The organism is Streptomyces sparsogenes, from assembly GCF_001704635.1.
In the GTDB taxonomy this organism is placed as follows: Bacteria; Actinomycetota; Actinomycetes; order Streptomycetales; family Streptomycetaceae; genus Streptomyces; species Streptomyces sparsogenes.
On sequence record NZ_MAXF01000077.1, the window covers coordinates 84,883 to 108,202 of the forward strand.

At 71.9% G+C, this 23,320-nt stretch carries 18 protein-coding genes; 4 read left to right on the forward strand and 14 right to left on the reverse strand.

Annotated elements, in window-relative coordinates:
- Positions 1-35: 35 nt before the first annotated feature.
- The 3 genes from BBH68_RS15425 to BBH68_RS15435 all read right to left on the reverse strand — a co-directional run bounded on the left by BBH68_RS15425 (position 36) and on the right by BBH68_RS15435 (position 2,775).
- On the reverse strand, positions 36-1,034 hold the full coding sequence (locus BBH68_RS15425; protein WP_065962740.1) for a ketopantoate reductase family protein: 999 nt from the start codon (positions 1,032-1,034) through the stop codon (positions 36-38).
- Positions 1,035-1,107: 73 nt separating this feature from the next.
- The gene (locus tag BBH68_RS15430; protein WP_104531307.1) at positions 1,108-2,058 is read right to left on the reverse strand and encodes a hypothetical protein; all 951 of its coding nucleotides are present in this window, start codon (positions 2,056-2,058) and stop codon (positions 1,108-1,110) included.
- Positions 2,059-2,181: 123 nt separating this feature from the next.
- Entirely contained in the window at positions 2,182-2,775 is a 594-nt protein-coding gene (locus BBH68_RS15435) for an AMIN-like domain-containing (lipo)protein (RefSeq protein ID WP_065962743.1), read from the reverse strand.
- A gap of 255 nt (positions 2,776-3,030) precedes the next feature.
- Here BBH68_RS15435 and BBH68_RS15440 point away from each other — a divergent pair, with 255 nt between their 5' ends.
- A complete protein-coding gene (locus BBH68_RS15440) occupies positions 3,031-3,474 on the forward strand; it encodes a PDDEXK family nuclease (protein WP_079151010.1) in 444 nt (147 codons plus the stop codon).
- A 58-nt stretch (positions 3,475-3,532) separates the two neighbouring features.
- Here BBH68_RS15440 and argS read toward each other — a convergent pair whose 3' ends face one another.
- Positions 3,533-5,317 carry an arginine--tRNA ligase gene (gene argS / locus BBH68_RS15445; protein ID WP_065962746.1) on the reverse strand — a complete coding sequence of 595 codons (1,785 nt, stop codon included), beginning with the start codon at positions 5,315-5,317 and terminating at the stop codon, positions 3,533-3,535.
- A 194-nt stretch (positions 5,318-5,511) separates the two neighbouring features.
- Between argS and lysS the strand changes: the two genes are divergently transcribed.
- Positions 5,512-7,284 (forward strand): lysine--tRNA ligase, encoded by a 1,773-nt coding sequence (lysS, locus tag BBH68_RS15450; RefSeq protein ID WP_079151011.1) that lies wholly within the window; start codon positions 5,512-5,514, stop codon positions 7,282-7,284.
- 110 nt (positions 7,285-7,394) lie between these two features.
- Here the strand turns inward: lysS and BBH68_RS15455 are convergent, their stop codons facing one another.
- The 3 genes from BBH68_RS15455 to BBH68_RS15465 all read right to left on the reverse strand — a co-directional run bounded on the left by BBH68_RS15455 (position 7,395) and on the right by BBH68_RS15465 (position 10,887).
- A complete protein-coding gene (locus tag BBH68_RS15455; RefSeq protein ID WP_174589029.1) occupies positions 7,395-8,876 on the reverse strand; it encodes a DUF2637 domain-containing protein in 1,482 nt (493 codons plus the stop codon).
- 115 nt (positions 8,877-8,991) lie between these two features.
- Positions 8,992-9,801 (reverse strand): hypothetical protein, encoded by an 810-nt coding sequence (locus tag BBH68_RS15460; protein WP_065962750.1) that lies wholly within the window; start codon positions 9,799-9,801, stop codon positions 8,992-8,994.
- A gap of 123 nt (positions 9,802-9,924) precedes the next feature.
- A complete protein-coding gene (locus BBH68_RS15465; RefSeq protein WP_065962752.1) occupies positions 9,925-10,887 on the reverse strand; it encodes a hypothetical protein in 963 nt (320 codons plus the stop codon).
- A gap of 170 nt (positions 10,888-11,057) precedes the next feature.
- Here BBH68_RS15465 and BBH68_RS15470 point away from each other — a divergent pair, with 170 nt between their 5' ends.
- Positions 11,058-12,251, forward strand: coding sequence for an RtcB family protein (locus BBH68_RS15470; protein ID WP_065962753.1), 1,194 nt, complete (start codon positions 11,058-11,060; stop codon positions 12,249-12,251).
- A gap of 127 nt (positions 12,252-12,378) precedes the next feature.
- On the opposite strand, the gene BBH68_RS15475 is transcribed toward BBH68_RS15470, so the two are convergent.
- Together BBH68_RS15475 and BBH68_RS15480 are read right to left on the reverse strand one after the other, a co-directional pair.
- Positions 12,379-14,796, reverse strand: a complete 2,418-nt coding sequence (locus BBH68_RS15475; RefSeq protein WP_065962756.1) for an ATP-binding cassette domain-containing protein — start codon at positions 14,794-14,796, stop codon at positions 12,379-12,381.
- Between the two features lie 150 nt (positions 14,797-14,946).
- A complete protein-coding gene (locus tag BBH68_RS15480) occupies positions 14,947-15,702 on the reverse strand; it encodes an SDR family NAD(P)-dependent oxidoreductase (RefSeq protein WP_065962758.1) in 756 nt (251 codons plus the stop codon).
- A gap of 219 nt (positions 15,703-15,921) precedes the next feature.
- On the opposite strand from BBH68_RS15480, the gene BBH68_RS15485 reads away from it, so the two are divergent.
- A complete protein-coding gene (locus BBH68_RS15485; RefSeq protein ID WP_065962760.1) occupies positions 15,922-17,166 on the forward strand; it encodes a putative sodium/potassium/calcium exchanger in 1,245 nt (414 codons plus the stop codon).
- Here the strand turns inward: BBH68_RS15485 and BBH68_RS15490 are convergent.
- The 5 genes from BBH68_RS15490 to BBH68_RS15510 are packed head-to-tail and all read right to left on the reverse strand — an operon-like array spanning position 17,163 to position 23,061.
- Positions 17,163-17,498, reverse strand: a complete 336-nt coding sequence (locus tag BBH68_RS15490; protein WP_065962762.1) for a YnfA family protein — start codon at positions 17,496-17,498, stop codon at positions 17,163-17,165. The genes BBH68_RS15485 and BBH68_RS15490 overlap by 4 nt on opposite strands.
- Before the next feature lie 46 nt (positions 17,499-17,544).
- Positions 17,545-18,612, reverse strand: coding sequence for an NlpC/P60 family protein (locus BBH68_RS15495; RefSeq protein WP_065962763.1), 1,068 nt, complete (start codon positions 18,610-18,612; stop codon positions 17,545-17,547).
- A 20-nt stretch (positions 18,613-18,632) separates the two neighbouring features.
- Positions 18,633-19,115, reverse strand: coding sequence for a poly-gamma-glutamate biosynthesis protein PgsC/CapC (locus BBH68_RS15500; RefSeq protein ID WP_065962765.1), 483 nt, complete (start codon positions 19,113-19,115; stop codon positions 18,633-18,635).
- Positions 19,112-20,884: a poly-gamma-glutamate synthase PgsB gene (pgsB, locus tag BBH68_RS15505; RefSeq protein WP_076970866.1), complete on the reverse strand. Its 1,773-nt coding sequence runs from the start codon at positions 20,882-20,884 to the stop codon at positions 19,112-19,114. The genes BBH68_RS15500 and pgsB overlap by 4 nt, the downstream gene beginning before the upstream one ends.
- 5 nt (positions 20,885-20,889) lie before the next feature.
- Complete coding sequence (locus BBH68_RS15510; protein WP_065962768.1) at positions 20,890-23,061, reverse strand: cache domain-containing protein; 2,172 nt, start codon at positions 23,059-23,061, stop codon at positions 20,890-20,892.
- Positions 23,062-23,320: the final 259 nt, after the last annotated feature.

The following is a 23,320-nucleotide window of genomic DNA, read 5'->3' on the forward strand; positions in this document are numbered from 1 at the left end:
GGGCTCTGGTCCGCCGGAGCCCCGAAGGGGGCGGCTCAGGCCGCGTTGACGATCTCGGTGAGCCGCGCGGCGGTGATCGTGCCGGGGGCGCGGCGCTCGCGCGCGCACTCGTTCGCGATGCGCCGCAGGGTCTCGTTGACCGGGGTCGGCACCCCGTGGAGCCGGCCCAGCAGCACGATCTCGCCGTTCAGATAGTCCGCCTCGACCGAGCCGGTGCCCCGCACCAGGCTCTGCCAGGACGAGCCGCCGCCCCGTGCCCCGCCCTCGACGGGGCGCATGTCCATCTTTCCGTCGCGCGCCGCGCTCTGCTCGGCGGCGCTCGCGCGGTCGATGCCCGCCGCGTCGAGGACGGTGATCGCCTCCGCCCGCGCGCGCTCCGCCAGGGCCGCCGCCTCCGCGCCCCCGTCCGGGCCGCAGACCGCGTCCACGGCGTTGGCGACGTTGCTGAGCAGCTTGGCGTACTTCCAGCGCATCACGTCGGGGACGACCGGCGCGAGGAAGTGGGAGGTCTCCAGGCCGTCCGCGATCCGCCGGGCCGTCTCGTCGGCGCCGGACGGGTAGCGGCCCAGGTGCAGCATGCCGGTGAAGGGGGCGCAGGGGGCGGTGACCTCGCCCGGCTCCAGGTAGGTGGCGGGCAGCCAGACGCACATGGCGTAGACCCGGCGGAAGCGCCGCAGCGCCAGCCGCTCGCTCTCCACCCCGTTCTGGGCGCAGACCAGCGGCAGCCGGTCGCCCGCCGTGCCGCCGCCGGCCACCGGGCGGGGCGCCCAGGCGTCCAGGGCGGCCACGCTGTCCTGTGTCTTGACGGCGAGCACGAGCACGTCGTCGGGGCGCAGCTCGACGGCCTCGGGCCGGTCGGCCACGGGCACCGGGAGCCGGTGGGTGCCGTCGGGCGTCAGCAGCCGCAGCCCGTCCCGCCGCAGCGTCTCGTAGTGGACGCCGCGCGCCACGAGGACGACGTCGTGTCCGCTCTGGGACAGCCGCCCGCCGATCGCGCCCCCGACGGCGCCCGCTCCGATGACGACGTAGCGCATCCCGGCCCTCTTTCCGTCCTGTGTCACCCCGGCGTTCGCGCCGTCACGCTACCGCTCAAGATCCGCCGGGCCGTCAGCGGGGCGGGTTGTAGTTCATGAACCAGTGGGCCGCGAAGTCGGCGGGTATGGAGTACGGGTGGTCGGGGTCGGTGAGCATGCGGAAGACGAACTCCGTGGCCGTCATGTCGAACCGGTCCCCGGCCTCGGGGCCGACTTCCGTCACATAGACGGGCCATGCGTCGGGGTCCGGCCCCTCGGTGATCCAGTGGAACCCTGTCTCGTGCTCGGTGCCCGCCCAGGTCAGCAGCCCGCCCGGCTCGGGGAACGGCGGGCGGGGCTCCCAGGACCGCAGCCCGTGGGTCTTCGCCCAACCGGCCGCGAACTCGGCGCTCTTGACGATGTCGGCCGGCAGGCGGATGGCCAGGAAGCCGTCGAAGGCGCCATGGCCGAAGGTGTCGACCAGCCGCTTGTAGTCGCCCGGCAGCGCCGTCCCCAGCCGGGCCTCGGCCGCCGCGCAGTCGACCGGCCGGATCCGGCCGGAGTGCATCCGCTCCAGGCGGATCGGGTCCGCGCGGACCTGCTCCGCGTCCCACCCGGTCACCGCGACGAGCCGGTCCAGCCAGGAGGCGTCCGCGGGCAGCTCCTCCGGAGCCGGGGTGGTGCGCGGGGCGACGACCACGACCAGCCGCGCCTCTCCGCCGACGCGGACGGCACCGCAGCCGATCCACCGGCCGCCGAAGGCCCAGGCGCGCATCTCGAGGACCCGCTCGCCCTCCCCGAACGGGGTGAGGAGCGGCAGCCCGGTCCGCTCGCTCACCGAGGAGTCGGCGCGCCCCTCCGACACCAGGGTGCGCGGCTCCCCGTACCCATCGCCGAGCTGCTCCACGAGCGTGTCCAGGGCCGCCTCGCCGCCGATCGTCAGGCACAGATGGCCCGGCGCGTGGCCGGCCGCGCGGCACTCCAGCTTCCCGGTGTCCGGCCACACCAGGCCGTGGACGGTGGGCAGCAGTTCGTCTTCGTTCACAGAAGACAGTGAAGCGGGTGCCACTGACAACCGGCCGGGGCGCGGGGTCGGCCCCGGCCGGTTGTCGGGGTCGGCCCCGACGTTATCGGGGTCGGCCCCGGCGGTTGTCGGGGTCGGGACGGCTCAGCGGGCCGTGTCCCAGGAGTGGGCGACGTCGACGATCAGGTGGTCGCCCGACTGGAAGACCCGGAACGGCAGTCGGGCGCGCACGCCGAGCCCGATCTGGGTCTCGCCCTCGAAGCTGGCGCCGTAGCGGGTGTCCTTGAACGTGCGGTACCCCGTGACGTCCACCCCGGGCAGCGGCTTCCCGGCCCGGCCCGGGTACGTCTCGGCGCCGGTTCCGGTGTCGTAGCTCGTCGCGGCCACCCGGATCTCCAGGATCGCGCCGCCGCCGACCGCGATGGGGTCGCCGGAGCCGTCCTGGTACATGGCGTCGACGTAGCCGACGCGGTAGCCGGTCGGCTCGGCCGTCGTGCCGCCCTTGATGTCGAACACCAGGCGGTCGTAGCACTCGTGCCGGCCGGCCCGGATGTTCGCCAGCGGCTTGTGGTCGCTCGCCTGCGCGGTTTTGTCGACGCTGCCCCACCTGGTCGCACAGGCCTCGGCCGCAGCCTTGGCCGTCCTCGACGTGGTGGCGGCACCGGCCGTCCCCGCCGTCGCCGCCATCCCGGCGCCGGCCAGCGTGAGCGCCGCGAGCGCGGTCCCCCAACGTCGCATGGCTTCCTCCTGAAGATCGATTGCCGATTACCTGACGTCCGACTCCCCCAATTGGGGGGAGGTTGTCCGCATCGTTGGTTTTCAGCCGGGCTGGAGCGGATTTTTGTCGCAAACGCAGGGGGTGGGGCGGGATCCGGGCCTCACCCGATGCGGTGATGGGCGCCGATCCGCCTGACAGGGCGTCGAGCGCGCTGCCAGGGTCGCCGTACGGCGGTGGCCCTGCGGCCGGACTTTCCCGTCGGAAGGTTGGACACCATGACCCCCACCATCCCGGAGCTTGGCATGAGCCGACTTCGCAAGGCCGCCGAGGCAGCTGAGGAAGCGACTGGCCTGCGCGCCGAGATCATCCGGGGGGTTCTCATGATGTCCCCGACCCGGCGCGGCAGGCACGCCGCGATCATCAACGAGCTTTACGCCCAGCTTCACCCAGCCCTGCCGGATCATCTGGAGTCCTATCAGGTCGCGTCCGTGTCCCTGCCGGACGACAAGGACGACTACGCCACCCCCGACCTGCTCGTCTGCGACGCGGGCATCCCCGCCTATCTGCTCGTCGACCCCCGCGACGGGACCTGGACCCTGTACACCGTTCCCCGGGAGGGCGCCTACCAGGGTGTCCTGCACGGGCGGTACGGGGAGGGCATCGAGCTGCCCGCCCTCGGCGTGAAGATCTCCACCGGCGGCTTCACCCGGTACGCCTGACGGCGGCCCCGGGCCAGTATCTGGTCCGGGGCCGCCGTCGCGGGGCGTGCGGGAGCGCTCAGAGGCGCTCGGGGGTGCGGATGCCGAGCAGGTTCATGCCCTGGTGGAGGGTGCGGGCGGTCAGGTCGCACAGGAAGAGGCGGTTCTCGACCTGGGCCGGGCCGCCCTCGGCCTTCAGGACCGGGCACTTGTCGTAGAAGGTCGTGTAGTGCGAGGCGAGCTGGTACAGATACGCGGCCAGCTTGTGCGGCTCGTAGCCCGCCGCGACCTCCTTGAGGGTCTCCGCGAACTGGTCCAGGTGCAGGCCGAGCGCCCGCTCGGCCGGGGCCAGCGGCAGCTCGGGGTGGGCGGCCGGCTTCTGGCCCGCTTCGGCGCGGCGCAGGATCGACTGGATCCGGGCGTAGGCGTACTGGAGGTACACCGACGTGTCGCCGTTGAGCGAGACCATCTGGTCCAGGTCGAACTTGTAGTCACGGGCGGCCGAGGTGGACAGGTCCGCGTACTTGACCGCGCCGATGCCGACCTGGGCGCCGCGCTCGGCGATCTCCTCCTCGGTCAGCCCCAGGTTCTCGCTCTTCTCGCGGACGACGGCCGTCGCCCGGTCGATGGCCTCGTCCAGCAGGTCCACCAGCCGCACCGTCTCGCCCTCGCGGGTCTTGAACGGCTTGCCGTCCTTGCCGAGGACCGTGCCGAAGGCGAGCTGGTACGCGTGGGTCTTCTCGTCCAGCCAGCCGATCCGGCGGGCGGTCTCGAAGACCATCTTGAAGTGCAGCGACTGCCGGGCGTCCACGACGTAGACCAGCGAGTCGGCCTGAAGGTTCCGCACCCGGTCGCGGATCGCGGACAGGTCGGTGGCCGCGTAGCCGAAGCCGCCGTCGGACTTCTGGACGATGAGCGGCACCGGCTTGCCGTCCGGGCCCTTCACGTCGTCGAAGAAGACGCACAGCGCGCCCTCGGAGCGCACCGCGACGCCGGACTCCTCCAGCAGCCGGCAGGTCTCGGCCAGCATGTCGTTGTAGCCGGACTCGCCGACCACGTCGGGGTCGTGGATCTCCATGTCCAGCTTGTCGAAGACCGAGTAGAAGTAGAGCTTCGACTCGTCGACGAACTTCCGCCACAGGGCGAGGGTCTCCTCGTCCCCGGCCTGGAGGTCCACCACCCGGCGCCGGGACCGCTCCTTGAACTCCTCGTCGGAGTCGAAGAGCGCCCGCGCCGCCTTGTAGAGGCGGTTCAGGTTGGACATGGCCTCCTCGCCCGAGGCGGCCTGGTCCTGGGCCGGATCGGCCTTGTGGTCCAGCTCGTGGGGGTGCTCGATCAGGTACTGGATGAGCATGCCGAACTGGGTGCCCCAGTCGCCGATGTGGTGGCGCCGGACCACCTTCTCGCCCGCGAACTCCAGGATCCGCACCACCGCGTCGCCGATCACCGCCGAGCGCAGATGGCCGACGTGCATCTCCTTGGCCACGTTCGGCTGGGCGTAGTCGACCACGGTCGTGCCGGGGTTCTCGGCGTGCGGAACGCCGAGGCGGGCGTCGGCGGCGCGGGCGGCGAGGGTCTTGACGATCGCCTCGTCCGACACCGTGATGTTGAGGAAGCCGGGGCCGGAGACCTCGATGTCCGCGATCACGTCGCCGGCCGGCAGGCTCTCCACGACCTTGGCGGCCAGCTCGCGCGGGTTGCCCTTGAGCTTCTTGGCGAGCGCCAGCATCCCGTTGGCCTGGAAGTCGGCCCGGTCGCTGCGTCGCAGCAGCGGGTCGGCGGCGCCGGCCTCCGGCAGGGCGGCCGAGAGGGCGTCCGCGAGACGCTGGTGGACGGTGGCGGCAAGGGATGGGACCGAGGCCATGGGAGGAATGCCGTTCCGATAGATGGTTGGGTCCACCTCAGTATTTCACGGTGGGTCCAACGCTTTTTGTCGGCGCTTTCGCCCCCGCCACGGCCCCCGCCCCGGCCTGGATCCGGCCCCGGCCCGGCCTGTGGTTCCGCCCCCTGTGGAAAACCTTCGGGGGGCCTCGTTCCGTCTGGGACAATGGTCGAGCCATGACCGCAAGGAAGGAAGTGCCGACCGTGGCTCAGAGCACCGAGACCGACTGGGTCTCCCGATTCGCCGACGAGGTCATTGCCGAGGCGGAGCGTCGCGCCCCCGGCACGGCGAAATCAGGTGCTGGCGCACCGGGGATCGTCTGCGCCTCGGGCCTCAGCCCGTCCGGCCCGATCCACCTCGGCAATCTGCGCGAGGTCATGACCCCGCACCTGGTCGCCGACGAGATCCGGCGGCGCGGTTACGAGTGTGTGCACATCGTGTCCTGGGACGACTACGACCGGTATCGCAAGGTCCCGGCCGGGATCGACCCCTCCTGGGCGGAGCACATCGGCAAGCCGCTGACCTCCGTCCCCGCCCCGCCCGGCAGCTCGTATCCGAACTGGGCCGAGCACTTCAAGGCGCCGATGATCAAGGCGCTCGAGGAGATGGGCATCGAGTTCCACGGCATCAGCCAGACCGAGAAGTACACCTCGGGCGCGTACCGCGAGCAGATCCTGCACGCGATGCGCCACCGCGAGCAGATCGACGCCGTCCTCGACCGGTACCGCACCAAGGACAAGGCCGGGGCGAAGAAGCCCGCCAAGCAGCAGAAGCCGGTCGACGAGGCAGAGCTGGAGGCCGCCGAGGGCTCCGGCGCGGCCAGCGAGGACGACGGCAGCGCGGGCGGCGCGGGCTACTACCCGTACAAGCCGTACTGCTCGGTGTGCGAGCGCGACCTCACCACCGTCACCTCGTACGACGACGAGACCACCGAGATGGCGTACACCTGCGCCTGCGGCCACGGCGAGACCGTCCTGCTGCGCGAGCACGACCGGGGCAAGCTGGTCTGGAAGGTCGACTGGCCGATGCGCTGGGCCTACGAGGGCGTCGTCTTCGAGCCGTCGGGCGTCGACCACTCCTCGCCCGGCTCCTCGTACGTCGTCGGCGGGCAGATCGTGCGCGAGGTCTTCGGCGGCGAGCAGCCCATCGGCCCGATGTACGCCTTCGTGGGCATCAGCGGCATGGCCAAGATGTCCTCCTCCAAGGGCGGCGTGCCGACCCCGGCCGACGCGCTGGAGATCATGGAGGCGCCGCTGCTGCGCTGGCTGTACGCGCGCCGTCGGCCGAACCAGTCCTTCAAGATCGCCTTCGACCAGGAGATCCAGCGGACCTACGACGAGTGGGACGCCCTGGAGCGCAAGATCACCGAGGGCACGGCCCAGCCGGCGGACGCCGCCGCGTACAGCCGCGCCACCCGCACCGCCGCCGGCGAGCTGCCGCGCACCCCGCGCCCGCTCCCGTACCGGATGCTCGCGTCCGTGGTCGACATCACCACCGGCCATGACGAGCAGACGCTGCGCATCCTCAGCGAGCTCGACCCGGACAACCCGGTGAAGTCCCTGGACGAGACCCGGCCCCGGCTCGACAGGGCCGAGCGCTGGATCAACACCCAGGTCCCGGCCGACCAGCGCACGCGCGTGCGGGAGGAGCCGGACACCGAGCTGCTCGCCTCGCTCGGCGAGACCGAGCGCGAGTCGCTGCGGCTGCTGCTGGAGGGGCTGGACACCCACTGGTCGCTGGACGGTCTGACCACGCTGGTCTACGGGGTGCCGAAGCTCCAGGCCGGGTTCGCGGCGGACGCCAAGCCGACCCCGGAGCTGAAGGTCGCGCAGCGCGCGTTCTTCGCGCTGCTCTACCGGCTGCTGGTCGGCCGCGACACGGGCCCCCGGCTGCCCACGCTGCTGCTGGCGGTGGGCGCCGACCGGGTGCGCAAGCTGCTCGCGGCCTGAGGTCGGCTCCCGAGCCGCCGGGTCCCGAGCCGCGAAAACGGCGGGCGGGCCGGACCCCCCAGGAGTCCGGCCCGCCCGCCGTTTTCAGGGAATGGGGGAGTCCAGGCCCGTTACGGGATGTTCTCCGTCTCCATCTCCAGCTTGTACCGCTCCTTGCAGTCGTCCAGGTGGCGGCGCACCTCGGCCTCGCCGAGGTCGGTGATGCCGTACCCCTCGCGCAGCAGACGGCCGAACTGGTACGGGGAGGGGAACCTGCCGTGGTTGGTGACGTGCTGGCGGAAGGCGCCGTAGTACGCCTCGTCGCGCGGCATGTCCTCCGGCAGGTTCGCGGGCGTGACGGCCCCGGCGGACGGCTCCTGCTCCGTGAAGGGCTCCTGGTCCCGCTGCCCCGGCACATAGGCGATCTGGCTGCTGGTGCCCTGCCCGCCCAGCGGCCGGACCCGGCCGCCGGGGCCGACGGGGACCGTCAGCCCGGCGGCGTCCTGCGCCTCGTCGGCGTACGAGCCGGGCTGCTGCGGTTGCGGCTGGGCCTCGGGCTGCTCGGCCGGTGCCTGGGCCGGCGCCGGCTGGGGCTGCTGCGGCTCGTCCAGGAGCTGCGGCTGCTGTCGGCCGGCCGCCGGGTGTCCCGCGGCCTGCTCGTAGCCGGTCGCCGCCCGGCCGTCGTGTTCGGGGGCGGCGGGCTGCTGGTAGCCCTGCTGCTGGTAGACCGGCAGCGGGAAGGAGAGGGGCAGCTCGCGCTCCTGGCCCCCGGCCCGGTCGGCCCCAGGGACTCCGGGAACTCCCGGGGCTCCGGGTGCTCCGGGGATCGCGACGGTTCCGGCGGTCCCGGCGGCACCGGCGGCCCTGAGGGTTCCGGCGGCCCCGCCCCCGTAGGGCAGCGCGGCCGGCAGCGCCGCCGCCGTGAGCTCGGCCGGGTCCAGGCCCGCCGCGGCCAGCCCGGCCGGTGCGGTCTCCGCCAGCGGCACCCCGTAGCGCGCCAGCCGCAGCGGCATCAGCGACTCGACCGGGGCCTTGCGGCGCCAGGAGCGGCCGTAGCGGGCGCGCAGCCGGGCGCGGTAGACGAGGCGGTCCTGTTCGAGCTTGATGACCTCGTCGTAGGAGCGCAGCTCCCACAGCTTCATCCGGCGCCACAGCCGGAAGGTCGGCACGGGCGCCAGCAGCCAGCGGGCGACGCGGACCGACTCCATGTGCCGGTCGGCGGTGATGTCGGCGATCCGGCCGATGGCGTGCCGGGCGGCCTCGACCGAGACGACGAACAGCACCGGGATGACGGCGTGCATGCCGACGCCGAGCGGGTCGGGCCAGGCGGCCGCGCCGTTGAAGGCGATGGTGGCGGCGGTCAGCAGCCAGGCCGTCTGGCGCAGCAGCGGGAAGGGGATCCGCAGCCAGGTCAGCAGCAGGTCGAGGGCGAGCAGGACGACGATTCCCGCGTCGATCCCGATGGGCAGGACGTTGGCGAAGCCACCGAAGCCCTTGTCGCGGGCGAGGTCGCGCACGGCGGAGTAGGAGCCCGCGAAACCGATCGCGGCGATCACCACCGCGCCGGTGACGACCACCCCGATCAATATGCGGTGCGTACGTGTCAGTTGCATCGCGGCCACCCGCGACCCCTCCCCCGTTCTACGGCATTCGGCGCGCCCAGCGTCGCATACACGTCAAGGGCGGTGGACGGGAAGGGGGTCGGAGCGGCGATGCGGGGAGTGGCGGCTACGCGGCGCCGGCGGATCCTGCGCCCTTCCCGCCGTCCTTCTCTGTGTCCTTCCCGCTGCCCTTCTCGGCGCCCCCGCTGTCCTTCCCGGTGGCCTTGCCGCCGTCCTTGTCGGTGCCCCCGCCGTCCTTGGCGATGGCGGCGACGACCTCCTTGGCCGCGGTCTCGGCGTCCTTGAGGAGCTTCTTGGGGTCGGGCGTCTTCTCGTCCTCGTAACCGGCGCCGTTGTACTCGAGGGTCACCACCACGTTGGCGGTGCGGGCCACGACGGTCTGGTTGCGGAACTCGTCGCCGTCCTTCTTCGACTCCGTGCTCACGGTGGTGGCCGCGTCGCCGATGCCGGAGACCTGCGCGGTCTTGGCGTTCTTGGCGCCGTCTGCCGCGGTGGCCTTCTGGGCCTGGTCGGCGGCGTAGGTCTCGGCGCGCTTCTCGCCGGTGCCCAGCGACAGATCGGATCTGAAGAGCTTGAGGGAGACGGTGAGCTGCCGGTACTTGAAGCCGTTGAGGCCGGTCCACAGGCAGCTGGCCGACTGGTTGGCGTCGGCGGAGGGGAGCTCCTTGCCCTTCTTGTTCTCGGCCTTGGGGACGAGCTGGTCGATCGTCTTGCCGGACAGCGTCGGGCAGACCTCGGGGAGCTTGTCGTACTTTGCGGCCGCGACGGTCGGCGTCGGGCTGGGGGTGGCCGACTTGGACGCGTCGGCCGAGTCCTTGGAGTCCTTGTCGGAGCCGGAGGAGCAGCCGGCGACGAGCACCACCGGTACGGCTGCGCTGACGAATATCCGGGCGAGTCGTGGTGCTGTTCGGTGCATGGGTCCTTCGCTCGTTCTCGGTCGAGGGGCGGCCGTCCCGCCCGCGGGATTAGTCGGCACGGTACGCGGCCGATGCGCGGGCGGCCCAATTCGGGCGTCTTGCCCACCGCCCCTCGGACCGGTCTACTCGTTGAGCCGCCCGGTCAGCTCCTGGGCCAGATCTTCGGCGTTGACCTGCAGTTCTTCGCTGCTGGGAATGTGCTTCTTGTCGGTCGCCCACTGGTCGTACTCAATGGTGGCAATCACATTCGAGGACCTGAAGACGACGGTGACATCGCGGTGGATGCCGGAGTCGGTGGTGATGAGCTGATCGTCGAGGAAGGCGTCGTCGGCGAGGTCGTCGAGGACGCGCGGCGCGGCGGTCTCGGCGCTGTCGCCGTCGCCGGTTCCCGCGTCGCCGGTTCCCGAGTCGTCGGTCGTGGGGGTGTCGGGGGTGGGGGTGTCGGCCGCCGGGGCGTCGATCTCGGAGCCCTCGCCTCCTGCCCCGGAGCCGGACGAACCGGATGAACCGGACGAGGACTTCGACGGCGCCGTGCCCTTGCTCTTCGGCGACCCGGAGCCGGACCCGGAGCCGGACCCCGAGCCGGATGCGGACCCGGAGGGGGCGCTGGAGGTGTCCGAGACGCCCGGGACGTGTGCGGCGACGGCCTTCTTCTGGTACCGCTCCTCCGCCTGGTCCTCATCGCTGACCTTCGGGTCGTACGACACGACGCGCTCGAAGTCGAGCGAGAGGTAGCGGGTGCCGCTGCCCGTCTCCAGCTTCCAGCGGCAGCCGACGCGCCGCTCGGTGTCGAAGGTCACGGTGGCCTGGCCGTCGTAGACCTTGTCGTCCTCGTCGGCGCCGGGCAGCAGCTTCTGGAGCGTCTTGGAGCCGACGGCGCCGCACGCCTCGGGGAGGGTGCGGTACTTGCCGGGCGCGGCGGCGACCGGCGCCCCCGAGTCGCCGGACTTGCCGTCGTCGTGCCCTTGGTCGGAGCCGGAGCCGGTGCAGCCGCTGAGGCCGATGGCGGCGAGCACGGTCGCGAGCACGGCGACGGCCCGTGCGGCGCCCGGTGCGTACGCCCTTCGCTGCTGCGCTGGCTGCACTGTCCCCGTCCCTTCGAGGTCGCTTCGCGGGAAAACTGCTTGCCGCCCGTGGGCGGGGCCTGGAGACAATGTCTACCGCACGCGCCGCCACGTCTGCCGGTCGGCCGCCGTTATTGGGGCCCTCTGCCCGGCTTTTGCGTTTTCAGTCTTCTATGGGGGAATGAGTAGATATGTCTTATGTCGAGCTGCCCGGGGCGCGGGTTCCGATCCGTATGTGGACCGATCCCGCGACGGTCGAGGACGTGGCCATGCAGCAGCTGCGGAATGTGGCGACGCTGCCGTGGATCAAGGGCCTGGCCGTGATGCCGGACGTGCACTATGGAAAGGGCGCCACCGTCGGCTCGGTGATCGCGATGGAGGGCGCGGTGTGCCCGGCGGCCGTGGGGGTGGACATCGGCTGCGGGATGTCGGCCGTCCGTACCTCGCTGACCGCCGAGGACCTCCCGGGGGACCTGTCGCGGCTGCGCTCGCGCATCGAGCAGGCGATCCCGGTCGGGCGAGGGATGCACGAGGAGCCGGTCGACCCGGAGCGGCTCCACGGATTCTCCGCGCCGGGCTGGGAGGGCTTCTGGGAGCGGTTCGACGGCGTCGCCGAGGCGGTCAAGTTCCGTCAGGAGCGAGCCGTGAAGCAGATGGGTTCGCTCGGCTCGGGTAACCACTTCATCGAGTTCTGCCTCGACGAGTCCGGTTCGGTCTGGCTGATGCTGCACTCCGGCTCCCGGAACATCGGCAAGGAGCTGGCCGAGTACCACATCGGCGAGGCCCGCAAGCTGCCGCACAACCAGGGCCTGGTCGACCGCGACCTGGCGGTCTTCATCGCGGACACCCCGCAGATGGCGGCGTACCGGCACGATCTGTTCTGGGCGCAGGAGTACGCGAAGTACAACCGCGCGCTCATGATGGCGATCTTCCAGGACGTCGTCCGCAAGGAGTTCAAGAAGGCCAAGCCGGTGTTCGAGCCCGTCATCTCCTGCCACCACAACTATGTGGCGGAGGAGCGCTACGAGGGCATGGACCTGCTGGTGACCCGCAAGGGCGCGATCCGCGCGGGCGGCGGCGAGTACGGGATCATCCCCGGCTCCATGGGCACCGGCTCGTACATCGTCAAGGGTCTGGGGAACGCGGCGTCGTTCAACTCGGCCTCGCACGGCGCGGGTCGCAAGATGAGCCGCAACGCGGCGAAGAAGCGTTTCTCCACGCGGGACCTGGAGGAGCAGACGCGGGGCGTGGAGTGCCGTAAGGACGCCGGCGTGGTCGACGAGATCCCGAGCGCCTACAAGCCGATCGAGAAGGTCATCGACCAGCAGCGGGACCTCGTCGAGGTGGTCGCGAAGCTCAAGCAGCTGGTCTGCGTGAAGGGTTGAGCTCAGGCGCGCCACGCGCCATGCGAGCGGCAGAGCCCCGGAGTCCTCCGGGGCTCTGCGTGTTTACGGGGCGCTGCTCGTTTCCGGGACTCTGCTCGTTTTTTCCGGGACTCTGCGTTTCCGGGTTTCAGCCGACGTAGTCCGCGAGGTGCTCGCCGGTGAGGGTGGAGCGGGCGGCGACGAGGGCGGCGGGGGTGCCCTCGAAGACGACCTGGCCGCCGTCGTGGCCGGCCCCCGGGCCGAGGTCGATGATCCAGTCGGCGTGCGCCATGACCGCCTGGTGGTGCTCCACGACGATGACCGACTTGCCCGAGTCGACGAGCCGGTCCAGCAGGCCGAGCAACTGCTCGACATCGGCGAGGTGGAGGCCGGCGGTCGGCTCGTCGAGGACGTAGACGCCGCCCTTGTCGGCCATGTGGGTGGCCAGCTTGAGCCGCTGCCGCTCGCCGCCGGAGAGCGTGGTGAGCGGCTGGCCGAGGGTGAGGTAGCCGAGCCCGACGTCCGCGAGCCGGCCGAGGATCGTGTGCGCGGCCGGGGTGCGCGCCTCGCCGGTGCCGAAGAACTCCTTCGCCTCGGTCACCGGCATCGCGAGCACCTCGCTGATGTCCCGGCCGCCGAGGCGGTACTCGAGCACCGAGGCCTGGAACCGCTTCCCCTCGCACTCCTCGCAGGTGGTGGCGACGCCGGCCATCATCGCCAGGTCGGTGTAGACGACTCCGGCGCCGTTGCAGCCCGGGCAGGCGCCCTCGGAGTTGGCGCTGAACAGCGCCGGCTTCACGCCGTTGGCCTTGGCGAACGCCTTGCGGATCGGGTCGAGCAGGCCCGTGTACGTGGCCGGGTTGCTCCGCCGGGAGCCGCGGATCGCGCCCTGGTCGACCGACACCACCCCGGCGCCGGCCGGGATCGAGCCGTGCACCAGCGAACTCTTGCCGGAGCCCGCCACCCCGGTGACGACGGCGAGGACGCCCAGCGGGATGTCGACGTCCACGTCCCGCAGGTTGTTCGCCTTCGCGCCGCGGATCGGCAGCGTGCCGGTGGGCTCGCGCACCGTCTCCTTGAGCGCGGCCCGGTCGCCGAAGTGGCGGCCGGTGATGGTGCCGGAGGCCCGCAGCCCCTCGACGCCGCCCTCGAAGCAGACGCTGCCGCCCGCCGTCCCCGCGCCGGGGCCCAGATCGACGACGTGGTCGGCGATCGCGATCACTTCCGGCTTGTGCTCCACCACGAGCACCGTGTTGCCCTTGTCCCGCAGCCGCAGCAGCAGGTCGTTCATCCGACGGATGTCATGGGGGTGCAGGCCGGTGGTGGGCTCGTCGAAGACGTAGGTGACATCGGTGAGCGAGGAACCGAGGTGGCGGATCATCTTCACGCGCTGCGCCTCGCCGCCCGACAGCGTGCCCGACGGCCGCTCCAGCGAGAGATAGCCCAGGCCGATCTCCACGAACGAGTCGAGGGTCTGCTGGAGCGCGGTGAGCAGCGGCGCCACCGACGGCTCGGCCAGACCGCGTACCCACTCGGCCAGGTCGCTGATCTGCATCGCGCACGCGTCCGCGATGCCGACCCCCTCGATCTTCGACGACCGCGCCGCCTCGCTGAGCCGGGTGCCACCGCAGTCGGGGCAGGCGGTGAAGGTGACCGCCCGGTCCACGAACTCCCGGATGTGCGGCTGCATCGACTCCCGGTCCTTGGCCAGCATCGATTTGCGGATCCGCGGGATCAGGCCCTCGTACGTCATGTTGATGCCCGCGATCTTCATCCTGATCGGCTCGCGGTGCAGGAAGTCGTCCCGTTCCTTCCTGGTGTACTCGCGGATCGGCTTGTCCGGGTCGTAGAAGCCCGACTCGCTGTAGAGCCGGTAGTTCCAGCCGCCCGCCTTGTAGCCGGGGATGGTGAGGGCGCCCTCGCTGAGCGACTTGGAGTCGTCGTAGAGCTGGGCGAGATCGAGGTCGGTGACCGTGCCGCGGCCTTCGCAGCGCGGACACATGCCGCCGGTGATGCTGAAGCTCCGCTTCTCCTTGACGGTCTTCCCGCCGCGCTCGATCGTGACCGCGCCCGCCCCGCTGATGGAGGGGACGTTGAAGGAGAACGCCTTGGGGGAGCCGATGTGCGGCCGGCCGAGCCGGCTGAAGAGGATGCGCAGCATCGCGTTGGCGTCGGTGGCGGTGCCGACCGTGGAGCGGGGGTCGCCGCCCATCCGCTGCTGGTCGACGGTGATCGCGGTGGTCACCCCATCGAGGACGTCGACCTCGGGCCGCGCCAGCGTGGGCATGAAGCCCTGCACGAAGGCGCTGTAGGTCTCGTTGATCAGCCGCTGCGACTCGGCGGCGATCGTGTCGAACACCAGCGAGCTCTTGCCCGAGCCGGAGACGCCGGTGAACACCGTCAGCCGGCGCTTCGGTATCTCGACGCTGACGTCCTTGAGGTTGTTCTCGCGCGCGCCGTGTACGCGGATCACATCGTGGCTGTCGGCGGCGTGCGGCCCGGGCGACCCCGCCCCCACGCCCGCCCCCGTGCCCGCCCCCGTGTCCGTCCTCTTGGCCATGCTCATCGTGCCTTCCTCTCCATGCCGCTCACGCTACGGGCGGGCGGGGCGCTCCGCTTCTCCGTTCCTGACCGACCGCGTGAAGGCACCGCGTGAAGGCACCGCGTGAAGGCTTCGCGTGAAGCATCGCGTGAAGGCCCCGGTGGCGCGGAGGGGTCAGCTCTCCCGGTGCACCTTGTGCTGGGCCGCCTGGGCGCGGGGGCGGACGACCAGCAGGTCGATGTTGACGTGCGAGGGCCGGGTGACCGCCCACTCGACGGTGTCGGCCACGTCGTCCGCGGTGAGCGGCTCGGCCACGCCCTCGTAGACCGCCGCGGCCTTGTCCTCGTCGCCGCGGTAGCGGTTCAGCGCGAACTCGTCGGTGCGGACCATGCCCGGGGCGATCTCGATCACCCGCACCGGGGCGCCGCACAACTCCAGCCGCAGGGTGGCGGCGATGGCGTGGGCCCCGTGCTTGGCGGCCACGTAACCGCCGCCGCCCTCATAGGCGATGTGGCCCGCGGTGGAGGACAGCACGACCACGGTGCCGTCGCCGGAGGCGATCAGCGCCGGCAGCAGCGCCTGGGTGACATTGAGCACACCCACCACGTTGACCTCGTACATCGCCCGCCAGTCGGCCGGGTCGGCGGTGGCGACGGGCTCGCTGCCGATGGCCCCGCCCGCGTTGTTGACCAGGACGTCGCAGCGTTCCAGACCGGCGGCGAAGGCGTCCACGGCGGCGCGGTCCGTCACGTCCAGCACCCGGGCCACGGCCTCGTGCCCGGCCTCGGTCAGCTCGGCGGCGAGCGCCTCGACGCGCTCCTCGCGGCGGGCGGCGAGGACGACGCGGAAACCGGCGGCGGCGAGACGGCGGGCGGTCGCGGCCCCGATCCCGCTGCTCGCACCGGTGACGACTGCGGTACGGGTGGTCATCGGCCCTCCTGAGGCGACGTGATGGGCGGAATTCCGGGCGCCCGCGGGCACCCGCCGCGCGCCTGTGATCCATACGCAGGATATGACGGGCTGATTTGCCGCCAATCGGGGGACTGGCGATCGAAATCCGCTACGGCCGCCAGGGCCCGGGGAAAGGTGCACTGCGTCCGGCGCGCCGCCGGTCCGGAGCGTCCCTGCGCCAAGGAGTGAAAACAACCCATGACCCAGCACATCAGATTCACCCAACGGCCCCGCCGCGCCTTCCGCCGCTGGGGTGTCGCATCGGCCGGCGCCATCGCGGCCGCGGCACTCGTGACGGGTGCGCCGACGGCCGCCTGGGCGGCCGGCAGCGCCACCCCCGGTCCCCACTCCGGGATGAGCAACGCCTGTCAGCAGGGCCACGAGGGCCGGCACGGGAACGGCCAGGACAACGGCCGTGAGCACAACAACGGCGGGCAGTACGGCGGTGGCCAGGAGCGCGGCTACGCGCAGCCCTCCACGGAGGGGAAGCACGGGACGGACGAGCGGTCCGTCGAGTCCGAGAACGGCGCGTACGGCGCCGACGAGAACGCCCGCGAGGGCGACGAGGGCTACCGGGGCGACGAGTTCCGGGCGATCCCCGGCACCGAGGCGGCGTACGAGGCCGTCGTCCGGTACACCGCTCTCACGCAGCCGTCGCAGCCCCAGGAGCAGGCCAAGCCCCAGCAGGAAGCCCGCCACGGCGACAACGAGGCCCGGCACGGGAACAACGAGGACCGGCACGGGAACAACGAGGCCCGGCACGGGAACAACGAGGACCGGCACGGGAACAACGAGGCCCGGCACGGGAACAACGAGGACCGCCATGGCGACAACGAGGCCCGCCACGGCGAGGAGAAGCGGCACAACGACGGTCGTGTGACGCTCAGCGAGGCCGTGCGGATCGCCGAGTGCGAGGTCGGCGGCAAGGCCCTCGGCGCCGAGCTGGAGGACGAGTGCGAGGACGACGAGGGGCAGAAGGGCCAGAACCACGAGCAGGAGCACAAGCGCGAGGAGTCGAAGCACGAGGAGTCGAAGCACGACCACTCCAAGAGCGAGTACTCCAAGAGCGACTACTCCAAGCGTGAGGACTCCCGGAAGGAGAACTCCCGCAAGGAGGGCCACCGCAAGGAGCCGCAGGTGCGGACCGGCGGCGGCCAGGACCGGGAGCACCAGAACCGGGAGCACCAGAACCGCGAGGACGAGAACCGGGAGCACCAGAACCGGGACGAGAAGAACTCGGAGAACAAGGACCGCGAGCACCAGAACCGCGAGCACCAGAACCGCGAGGACCGCGAGGACTGCGAGGACAAGGACTCACAGCACAAGGAGTCCAAGAAGGTCTGGGACGTCGACGTCAAGCGCGGCCACGAGGTCTGGCAGGTCATGATCGACCCGGAGACCGGCTGTGTCCTGAAGGTGACCCGGGAGGACGACGCGCTCTAACGGCCACGCGGCGCGTACATGATCACAGCCACGCCGGCGAGGCAGATCAGCGCTCCGGCCACGTCGAAGCGGTCGGGGCGGTAGCCGTCGGCGACCATGCCCCAGGCCAGCGACCCGGCCACGAAGACGCCCCCGTACGCCGCGAGGATGCGTCCGAACTCCGCGTCCGGCTGGAGCGTGGCCACGAACCCGTAGGCGCCCAGCGCCATGATTCCGGCCCCGACCCACACCCATCCCCTGTGCTCGCGCACCCCCTGCCAGACCAGCCAGGCGCCCCCGATCTCCAGGAGGGCGGCCAGGAGGAACAGGGCGACGGAGCGTGCGACGAGCATAGGGGAAGGGTACGGGCGGGGCGGTCGGCCGGGCCCCCGCGGCCGGCTAGAGCCGCTTCGCACTGCGGAACAGCTGGGCGTAGAAGCCGTTGCCGTCGATGCGCGAGGCGCCGCCCTTGTCGCCCATGGTGGGGCCGTTGACTTCCTTGCGGCTGGAGATGAACACCCGGTGGCCGTCGGTGTCCACGCCGAGGTACAGGGCGACGTGGTCCATGTGGTTCCCGGTGCGGTGGTCCATCTTGAAGAACAGCAGGTCGCCCGGTTGCAGCACATCGATGTTGTTCGGACGGGTGTACCAGGGGGCGGGCCCCTGCATCTTGATGATGTCGGTGCCCACGGTGGAGCGGGCCATGCCGTCGGCGGTGCGCGGCAGCCCGTCGCCGACGGTGTTGCTGGCCCGCAGGGGATAGCGGGCGCGGTAGCCGAAAATCATGCGCATGTAGCCGGAGCAGTCCAGCGCCCGGTAGCGGTCCTGGCGCGGCTGCATGGTGGTGCCGTCCCGGAAGGTGTACGGGATGCCCAGGTAGTCGTAGAAGTCGTTCTGCTCCAGACGGTCGACGCCGTCCGCCTTGAACGGCCCGAAGACGGCGTCCCCCGCGTACGGGATGCCCTCGTCGTCCTTCTTGATCGGCGCGCCCTGGACGTACTGGAAGGCGAGGGCGAAGACGTCGTCCTCCTCGCTGCCGTAGTACTGCTTGAACCAGTCCTTGAACCACTGCTCCTTCTCGGCCCCCTGGCGCCACGGCTCGGGCATCAGCCGCACCCAGTCCTCGGTCACCACGCGGGAGGTGGTGTTGGCGGGCTCGGCGAAGGTGCGGCTGGGGCCCTTGAGGGTGGCGGTGCGGGCGCCGTCGGTGAAGGTGGCGAGCACCTGGCCCTTGGAGCCGCGCAGCACGGTGCGGTCCGGGTTCTTCAGCCGCTCCCAGGTCCGGGCCCCGGTGTCGGGGGCGCTGTTCTCCAGCTGCGGGTCGTCCGTGACCTTCTGCACGGCCGGGGCCTTGTCCTGCTCCTCCTGGCGCAGCTCCACCGTCAGATAGGCGCTGGCGCCGAGCAGCGCGAGCACGGTCACGGCGTGCAGCGCAGAGCGTTTCTTCGTGGTCTTCTTGGCAGACATGGTCGGCTCCGGGGGTGGGGTCAGGCGGACGGCATGACGCCGAGCAGGATCCCGGCGGTGAGGACGACATACGCCATGAGCGTCACCGAGCCGGTGGCCAGCAGCGTGGGCCCCTTGGGCTGGCGCACCAGCTGGTAGGCGATCAGGCCGGGGACGATGAATCCGAGGGTCTGGTTGCTGTACATCAGCGGGAACTCGATCGTCAGCGCGATCATCACCGTGGCCTGCAGCAGCACGCCGGTGAGCACGACCGCCGCGAACAGCCGCTTGCCGTAGAGGATCACGAAGCGCTGCAGCAGCAGGGTGCACACATAGGTGAGCACCGTGACGCCGAGGACCATGGCGGCGCGCTGGAGGTCCTCGACGAGGGTGAGGGCGAGCCAGCCGGGGGTGATCATGCCGCCGGGCGAGAGGTTGGTCGTCAGATAGCAGACGAGCGAGAACATGAGCCCGAGCGCGATACCGAGCGCGGCGATCTCTGGGGTGAGGACGGAGGGGATCAACGCGGCTCTCCTGGGCTGTGCCACTGCTGGTCTTCGGCGGGGGGCTGGTCTTCGGCGGGGCGCCGGCCCGCCGCGTGCGGCTGGGTCGCCGTGCGGGACTGGTCCGCCGGGCGGGGCTGGTTCGACGCGTGCGGCTGGTCCGCCGGGCGCGGCCGGCTCCCCGGGCGGGGCCGGATCGCCAGGTGGGGCCGGTCCGCCGTGCGGGGCGTGGGCGGCACCCGGGGCTCGAAGAAGCCGCGGGGGCGCGCCGAGCCGTCGTGCGCGTGCGCCGGCTGCGGGGTTCGCCGCTGGGCGTACCGCGTCTCGTACGCCTCCGGGTACCGCTGGTAGGGGTCGATGCGGGGGGCGTACAGCTGGATCGTGTCCACGTGCTCGGGCATGCCCGTCCGCGGGTTCACCGGGCCGGACGCGGGGCCGGACGCCCCGTCGGAAGCCGGGCCGGACGCGGGGTCGGCGGGGCCGGCCGGGTCGGCGGAGTCGGCGGCGGGGCCGTCGGCGCTCCCGCCGGGCGTCTCGTCGCGGGCGACGGGGATCTCGGCGGTGTCGGTGGCGCCGCCGGGAGTCACGCCGGGAGTCTCGTCGGGGGCGTCGTCCGGCGGGAGTTCGGCGAGGTGCTCCAGGAGCAGCTCGCCCTGGCCGTGGATGTTGCCGATGGCGACCAGCGAGGAGTCGGGGCCGAGCATCTCCAGCATCCGCGCCATGAACTCCTCCGGGTCGCGCCGGTCGCCGCCGAGATCCACGGCGCGCGAGCGCAGGGGGGCCGGGATGGCGTCGATGGCGGACTTGGCCGGGTGGCCGATCACGAAGACGTGCTCGGGGTCGAGGTCGGGGATGATCTCGCCCATCTGGCCGTTGCGTTCCACCCGGTCGGGGCGGCAGTTGATGACGACGTTGAGCGGGCGGTGGATCGCGCCGAGGTCGAGCAGCTGGTTGATGTTCATCAGCGTCGACTCGGGGTCGTTGGCCGCGAAGACGTTGGCGAAGCGCAGCCGCTTGCCCTCGGTGGTGCGGTAGCGCTCGACCGACAGCACGCCGGGGTCCGGCGGCGCGTCGTACATGCCCTGCAGGGCCACCTTGCGCTCCACACCGAGGAGTTCGGCGACGGCGAGCGCGATCGCCACGTTCTCCTTGAAGGTGAACCAGCTGAAGCCACGCAGCTCCTCGTCGGTGACCGTCTCCGGATCGGCGTAGATCAGGCGGCAGTTCCGGGCGTCGGCCTCCTCCTGGAGGATGTGCAGGCGTTCCTTCTCGGCGGTGACGCAGATGCCGCCCTCCGGCATGGAGCGGGACAGCGAGCGCGCCACGTCGTCCAGGGTGGGGCCCATTTCGGCGAGGTGGTCCTCGCGTACGTTGCACAGCACGCCGATCGTGGAGCGGATCAGCTTGGACTGGTTGATCTCCTGGAGCGCCGGCATGACCGCCATGCACTCGATGACCAGGGCGTCCGGGCGGTACGCGGCGGCGCGCCGCACGATGCCGATCTGCTCGACGACGTTGGCGATGCCGAACTTGCGGTAGACCGGCTCCTCGGTGGCGTCGGGGTGGATGAACCGGGCCGCCGTCCCGGTGGTCTTGGCCACGGTGACGAGGTCGCCGCCGCGCAGCGCGCCCGCGCACAGCCGGGTGATGGACGACTTGCCGCGGATGCCGTTGACCAGCACCCGGGTGGGGATGTGGTCCAGGTTGGCGAAGTGCCGCCGCTGCTCCACGATCCCGGCGACCAGCAGTATCGCGCAGCACACCATGAGCACGGTGTAGAGGAAGAGCACGGTGTTCAGTTCCTTCCGGCGAGGGACCGGGCGCCGTCCCGTCCGCGCTGCTGCCCCTGCAGCTGCTGCCTGATGAGTTCCAGGCTGCGGACGACGGCGCCCACCTCGTCGTGGTGGCGCGGGAAGAGGACGGTACGCCGGTCGCCGTCCGCGAGCGCCTCGGCCTGGTCGGCGAGGGCGCGCAGCGGGCGGACGACCACGATGTGCAGCCAGCCCAGGCAGGCCGCCGCCGCGGTGAGGCCGAGCATCCCGACCAGTACGGTGCGGTTCTGCAGGGTGTACGCGGGGATGTCGAGCCGGGACGCGGGCTGCCAGCTGACGACGCTCCAGTCGAGGGTCTTCGCCGCGCCGCCGCCCAGCATCGGGGCGACGGCCTCGACCCGCACCTCGTCGCCGCGCTGGACCTCGGCGCGGATGGCCTTGCCGTCGACGAGCGGGGTCAGGTGCCCCGGCATCTTCTGGAAGGCGCGGTAGCCGGAGTTCCCGGCGATGACCTGTCCCTTGGCGTCGACCACGCGGAGCTCGCCGAGGCCGGGGCGGCGCAGCAGCGCGTTGACGAAGTCGATGTCGAACTCGCCCACGACCGCGGCGCCCGCCTGCCCCTGGAGGGGGGCCGTGGCGCGGATGACGGGCTTCTTGCCGCCGTGCCCGGACACCTCCAGGGACTGGTCCGAGGGGCGCTCGCCGGTGGCGTGGTGCGGCTTGTGGCCGGCCCGGGCGAGCACCTCGCCGTCGGTGCCGAGCACGTAGACGGACTCGTAGCGCGGGTGTTCCTCGATGGTGCGCTCCAGCACGGCCGTCATGTCGTGGGCGGAGGTGCGGCCGCCGATCAGGGCGGCGACGGCGGACAGGTCCGCGTGGCCCTCGTTGAGCGCCCGGCGCACCCGGTCACTGATCGTCGCGGTGCGCGCCTCCTGGTCGCTGACCACCTGGGCCGGGATGTGGACGCTGGAGTCGGGGCGGTTGAGCAGCAGGGTCAGCGGGACCGACCAGGTCAGCAGCAGCGCGGCGCAGACGGCGACCAGGGCGCGGGTGCCCAGGCGCCGGCCGCCGCGGGCCGCGGGCGCGGCGTGGTCCGGGTGGTCTTCCTCGCTCAGCTGCCGGCGCAGCCGCTCCAGCGCGCGGCCGATCCGGGCGGCCTCGCCGAAGCGGGGCACGGTCACCGGGCGGGCCAGGTCGCCGCGGGTGAGCCGGCGGCTCTCCAGGAACAGCCGGATGAGGGGGCGCTGGACGGTGCCGAGCAGCAGCGCGATGGCGAGCCCGCCGATGGCCAGCAGCGCGCCGGCCGCGGCCAGGCCGAACGCCGGACGGGCCAGCCGGGAGGTGCGCTCGGTGACGCCGACCTGGGTGACGACGCTCAGCCCCAGGCCGGTGGCGACCGTGGAGTCGCCGGGCTGGGCGGCGGCCAGCGAGGCGTAGCCGCCGACGGTCCGCCGGTCGCCCGTGGCGCCGCCGGTGAGGGCGCCGCTGACGCCCGCGTAGCCGCCGGAGCCGGGCTCCTTGGCGCTGAGCGGGTTCTGCCGGGCCTTCTTGGCGGCGGCGGTGGCGAAGGTCTTCAGCTGGTGCTGGGCGCCCTCGGCGTCGAGGGCGCCGTCGCTGCTGAGGATCGCGCCGGTCGAGTCGACGACGCCGATGGCGCGGCCCGCGCCCAGGCGCACCCCGGGCACCTTCAGATTGCTGGAGGCGATCAGGAGCTGCTGGGGCCGGCCCTCCCAGGAGAGCAGGGCGAGCGCGAGCAGCCGGGTCTGGCCGTTGCGCAGCCGCACCAGGCGCGGCGCCAGGCCGTCCTCGCCGGAGAGCTTGGTGCGGTCGATCACGGTGAGCGGCACGGTCTCGCCGCGGGCGGCGAGCAGCTTGCCCGACTTGATCTCGATGACCGCGGTGCCGCTCCACTTCTGGTAGACGCTGCTCGTCTTGTCGAGGACGGCGTCGGCGGAGACGGGCTTGCCCTCGCTGAAGAGGAGCGCGGTGCGGGTGAGGTCGGTGACGGACTCGTCGAGCGAGGCCCGCAGGGCGACGGCCCCGTCCTCGGCGAAGTGCTGCTGTGAGGTCAGCACCGCTTTGGGTATGAGGACGTTCTCGGCCTTGCCGAGGGTGAGGGCGGTGATTCCCGCCAGGGAGAGGAGCAGGACAGAGAGAATGGCGATAGGGGGACGAATGCCACCTATCAGCGACATATCTGCCCGTCGGCGGATCTTTCGCCGCCGCTTCGGCGCCGAAGCGGCCACGGGGGCTCCTCTCTGGAATTCGTGGGGGGTGCGCCGTCCAGGGGCGCGCCGACGCGCGGGCCCTGGGGCGCGCGGCCGCGCATACACGCGCGACCCGTGGGGTTTGGATCGATGAGTGAGGCGAAGGGTTGCGCGAGAGGACGAAAATGTGAGTCAGATCGCTCCGCCGGACCCCCGGCGACATCCCGGCAACCCTCCGTCCACCGGA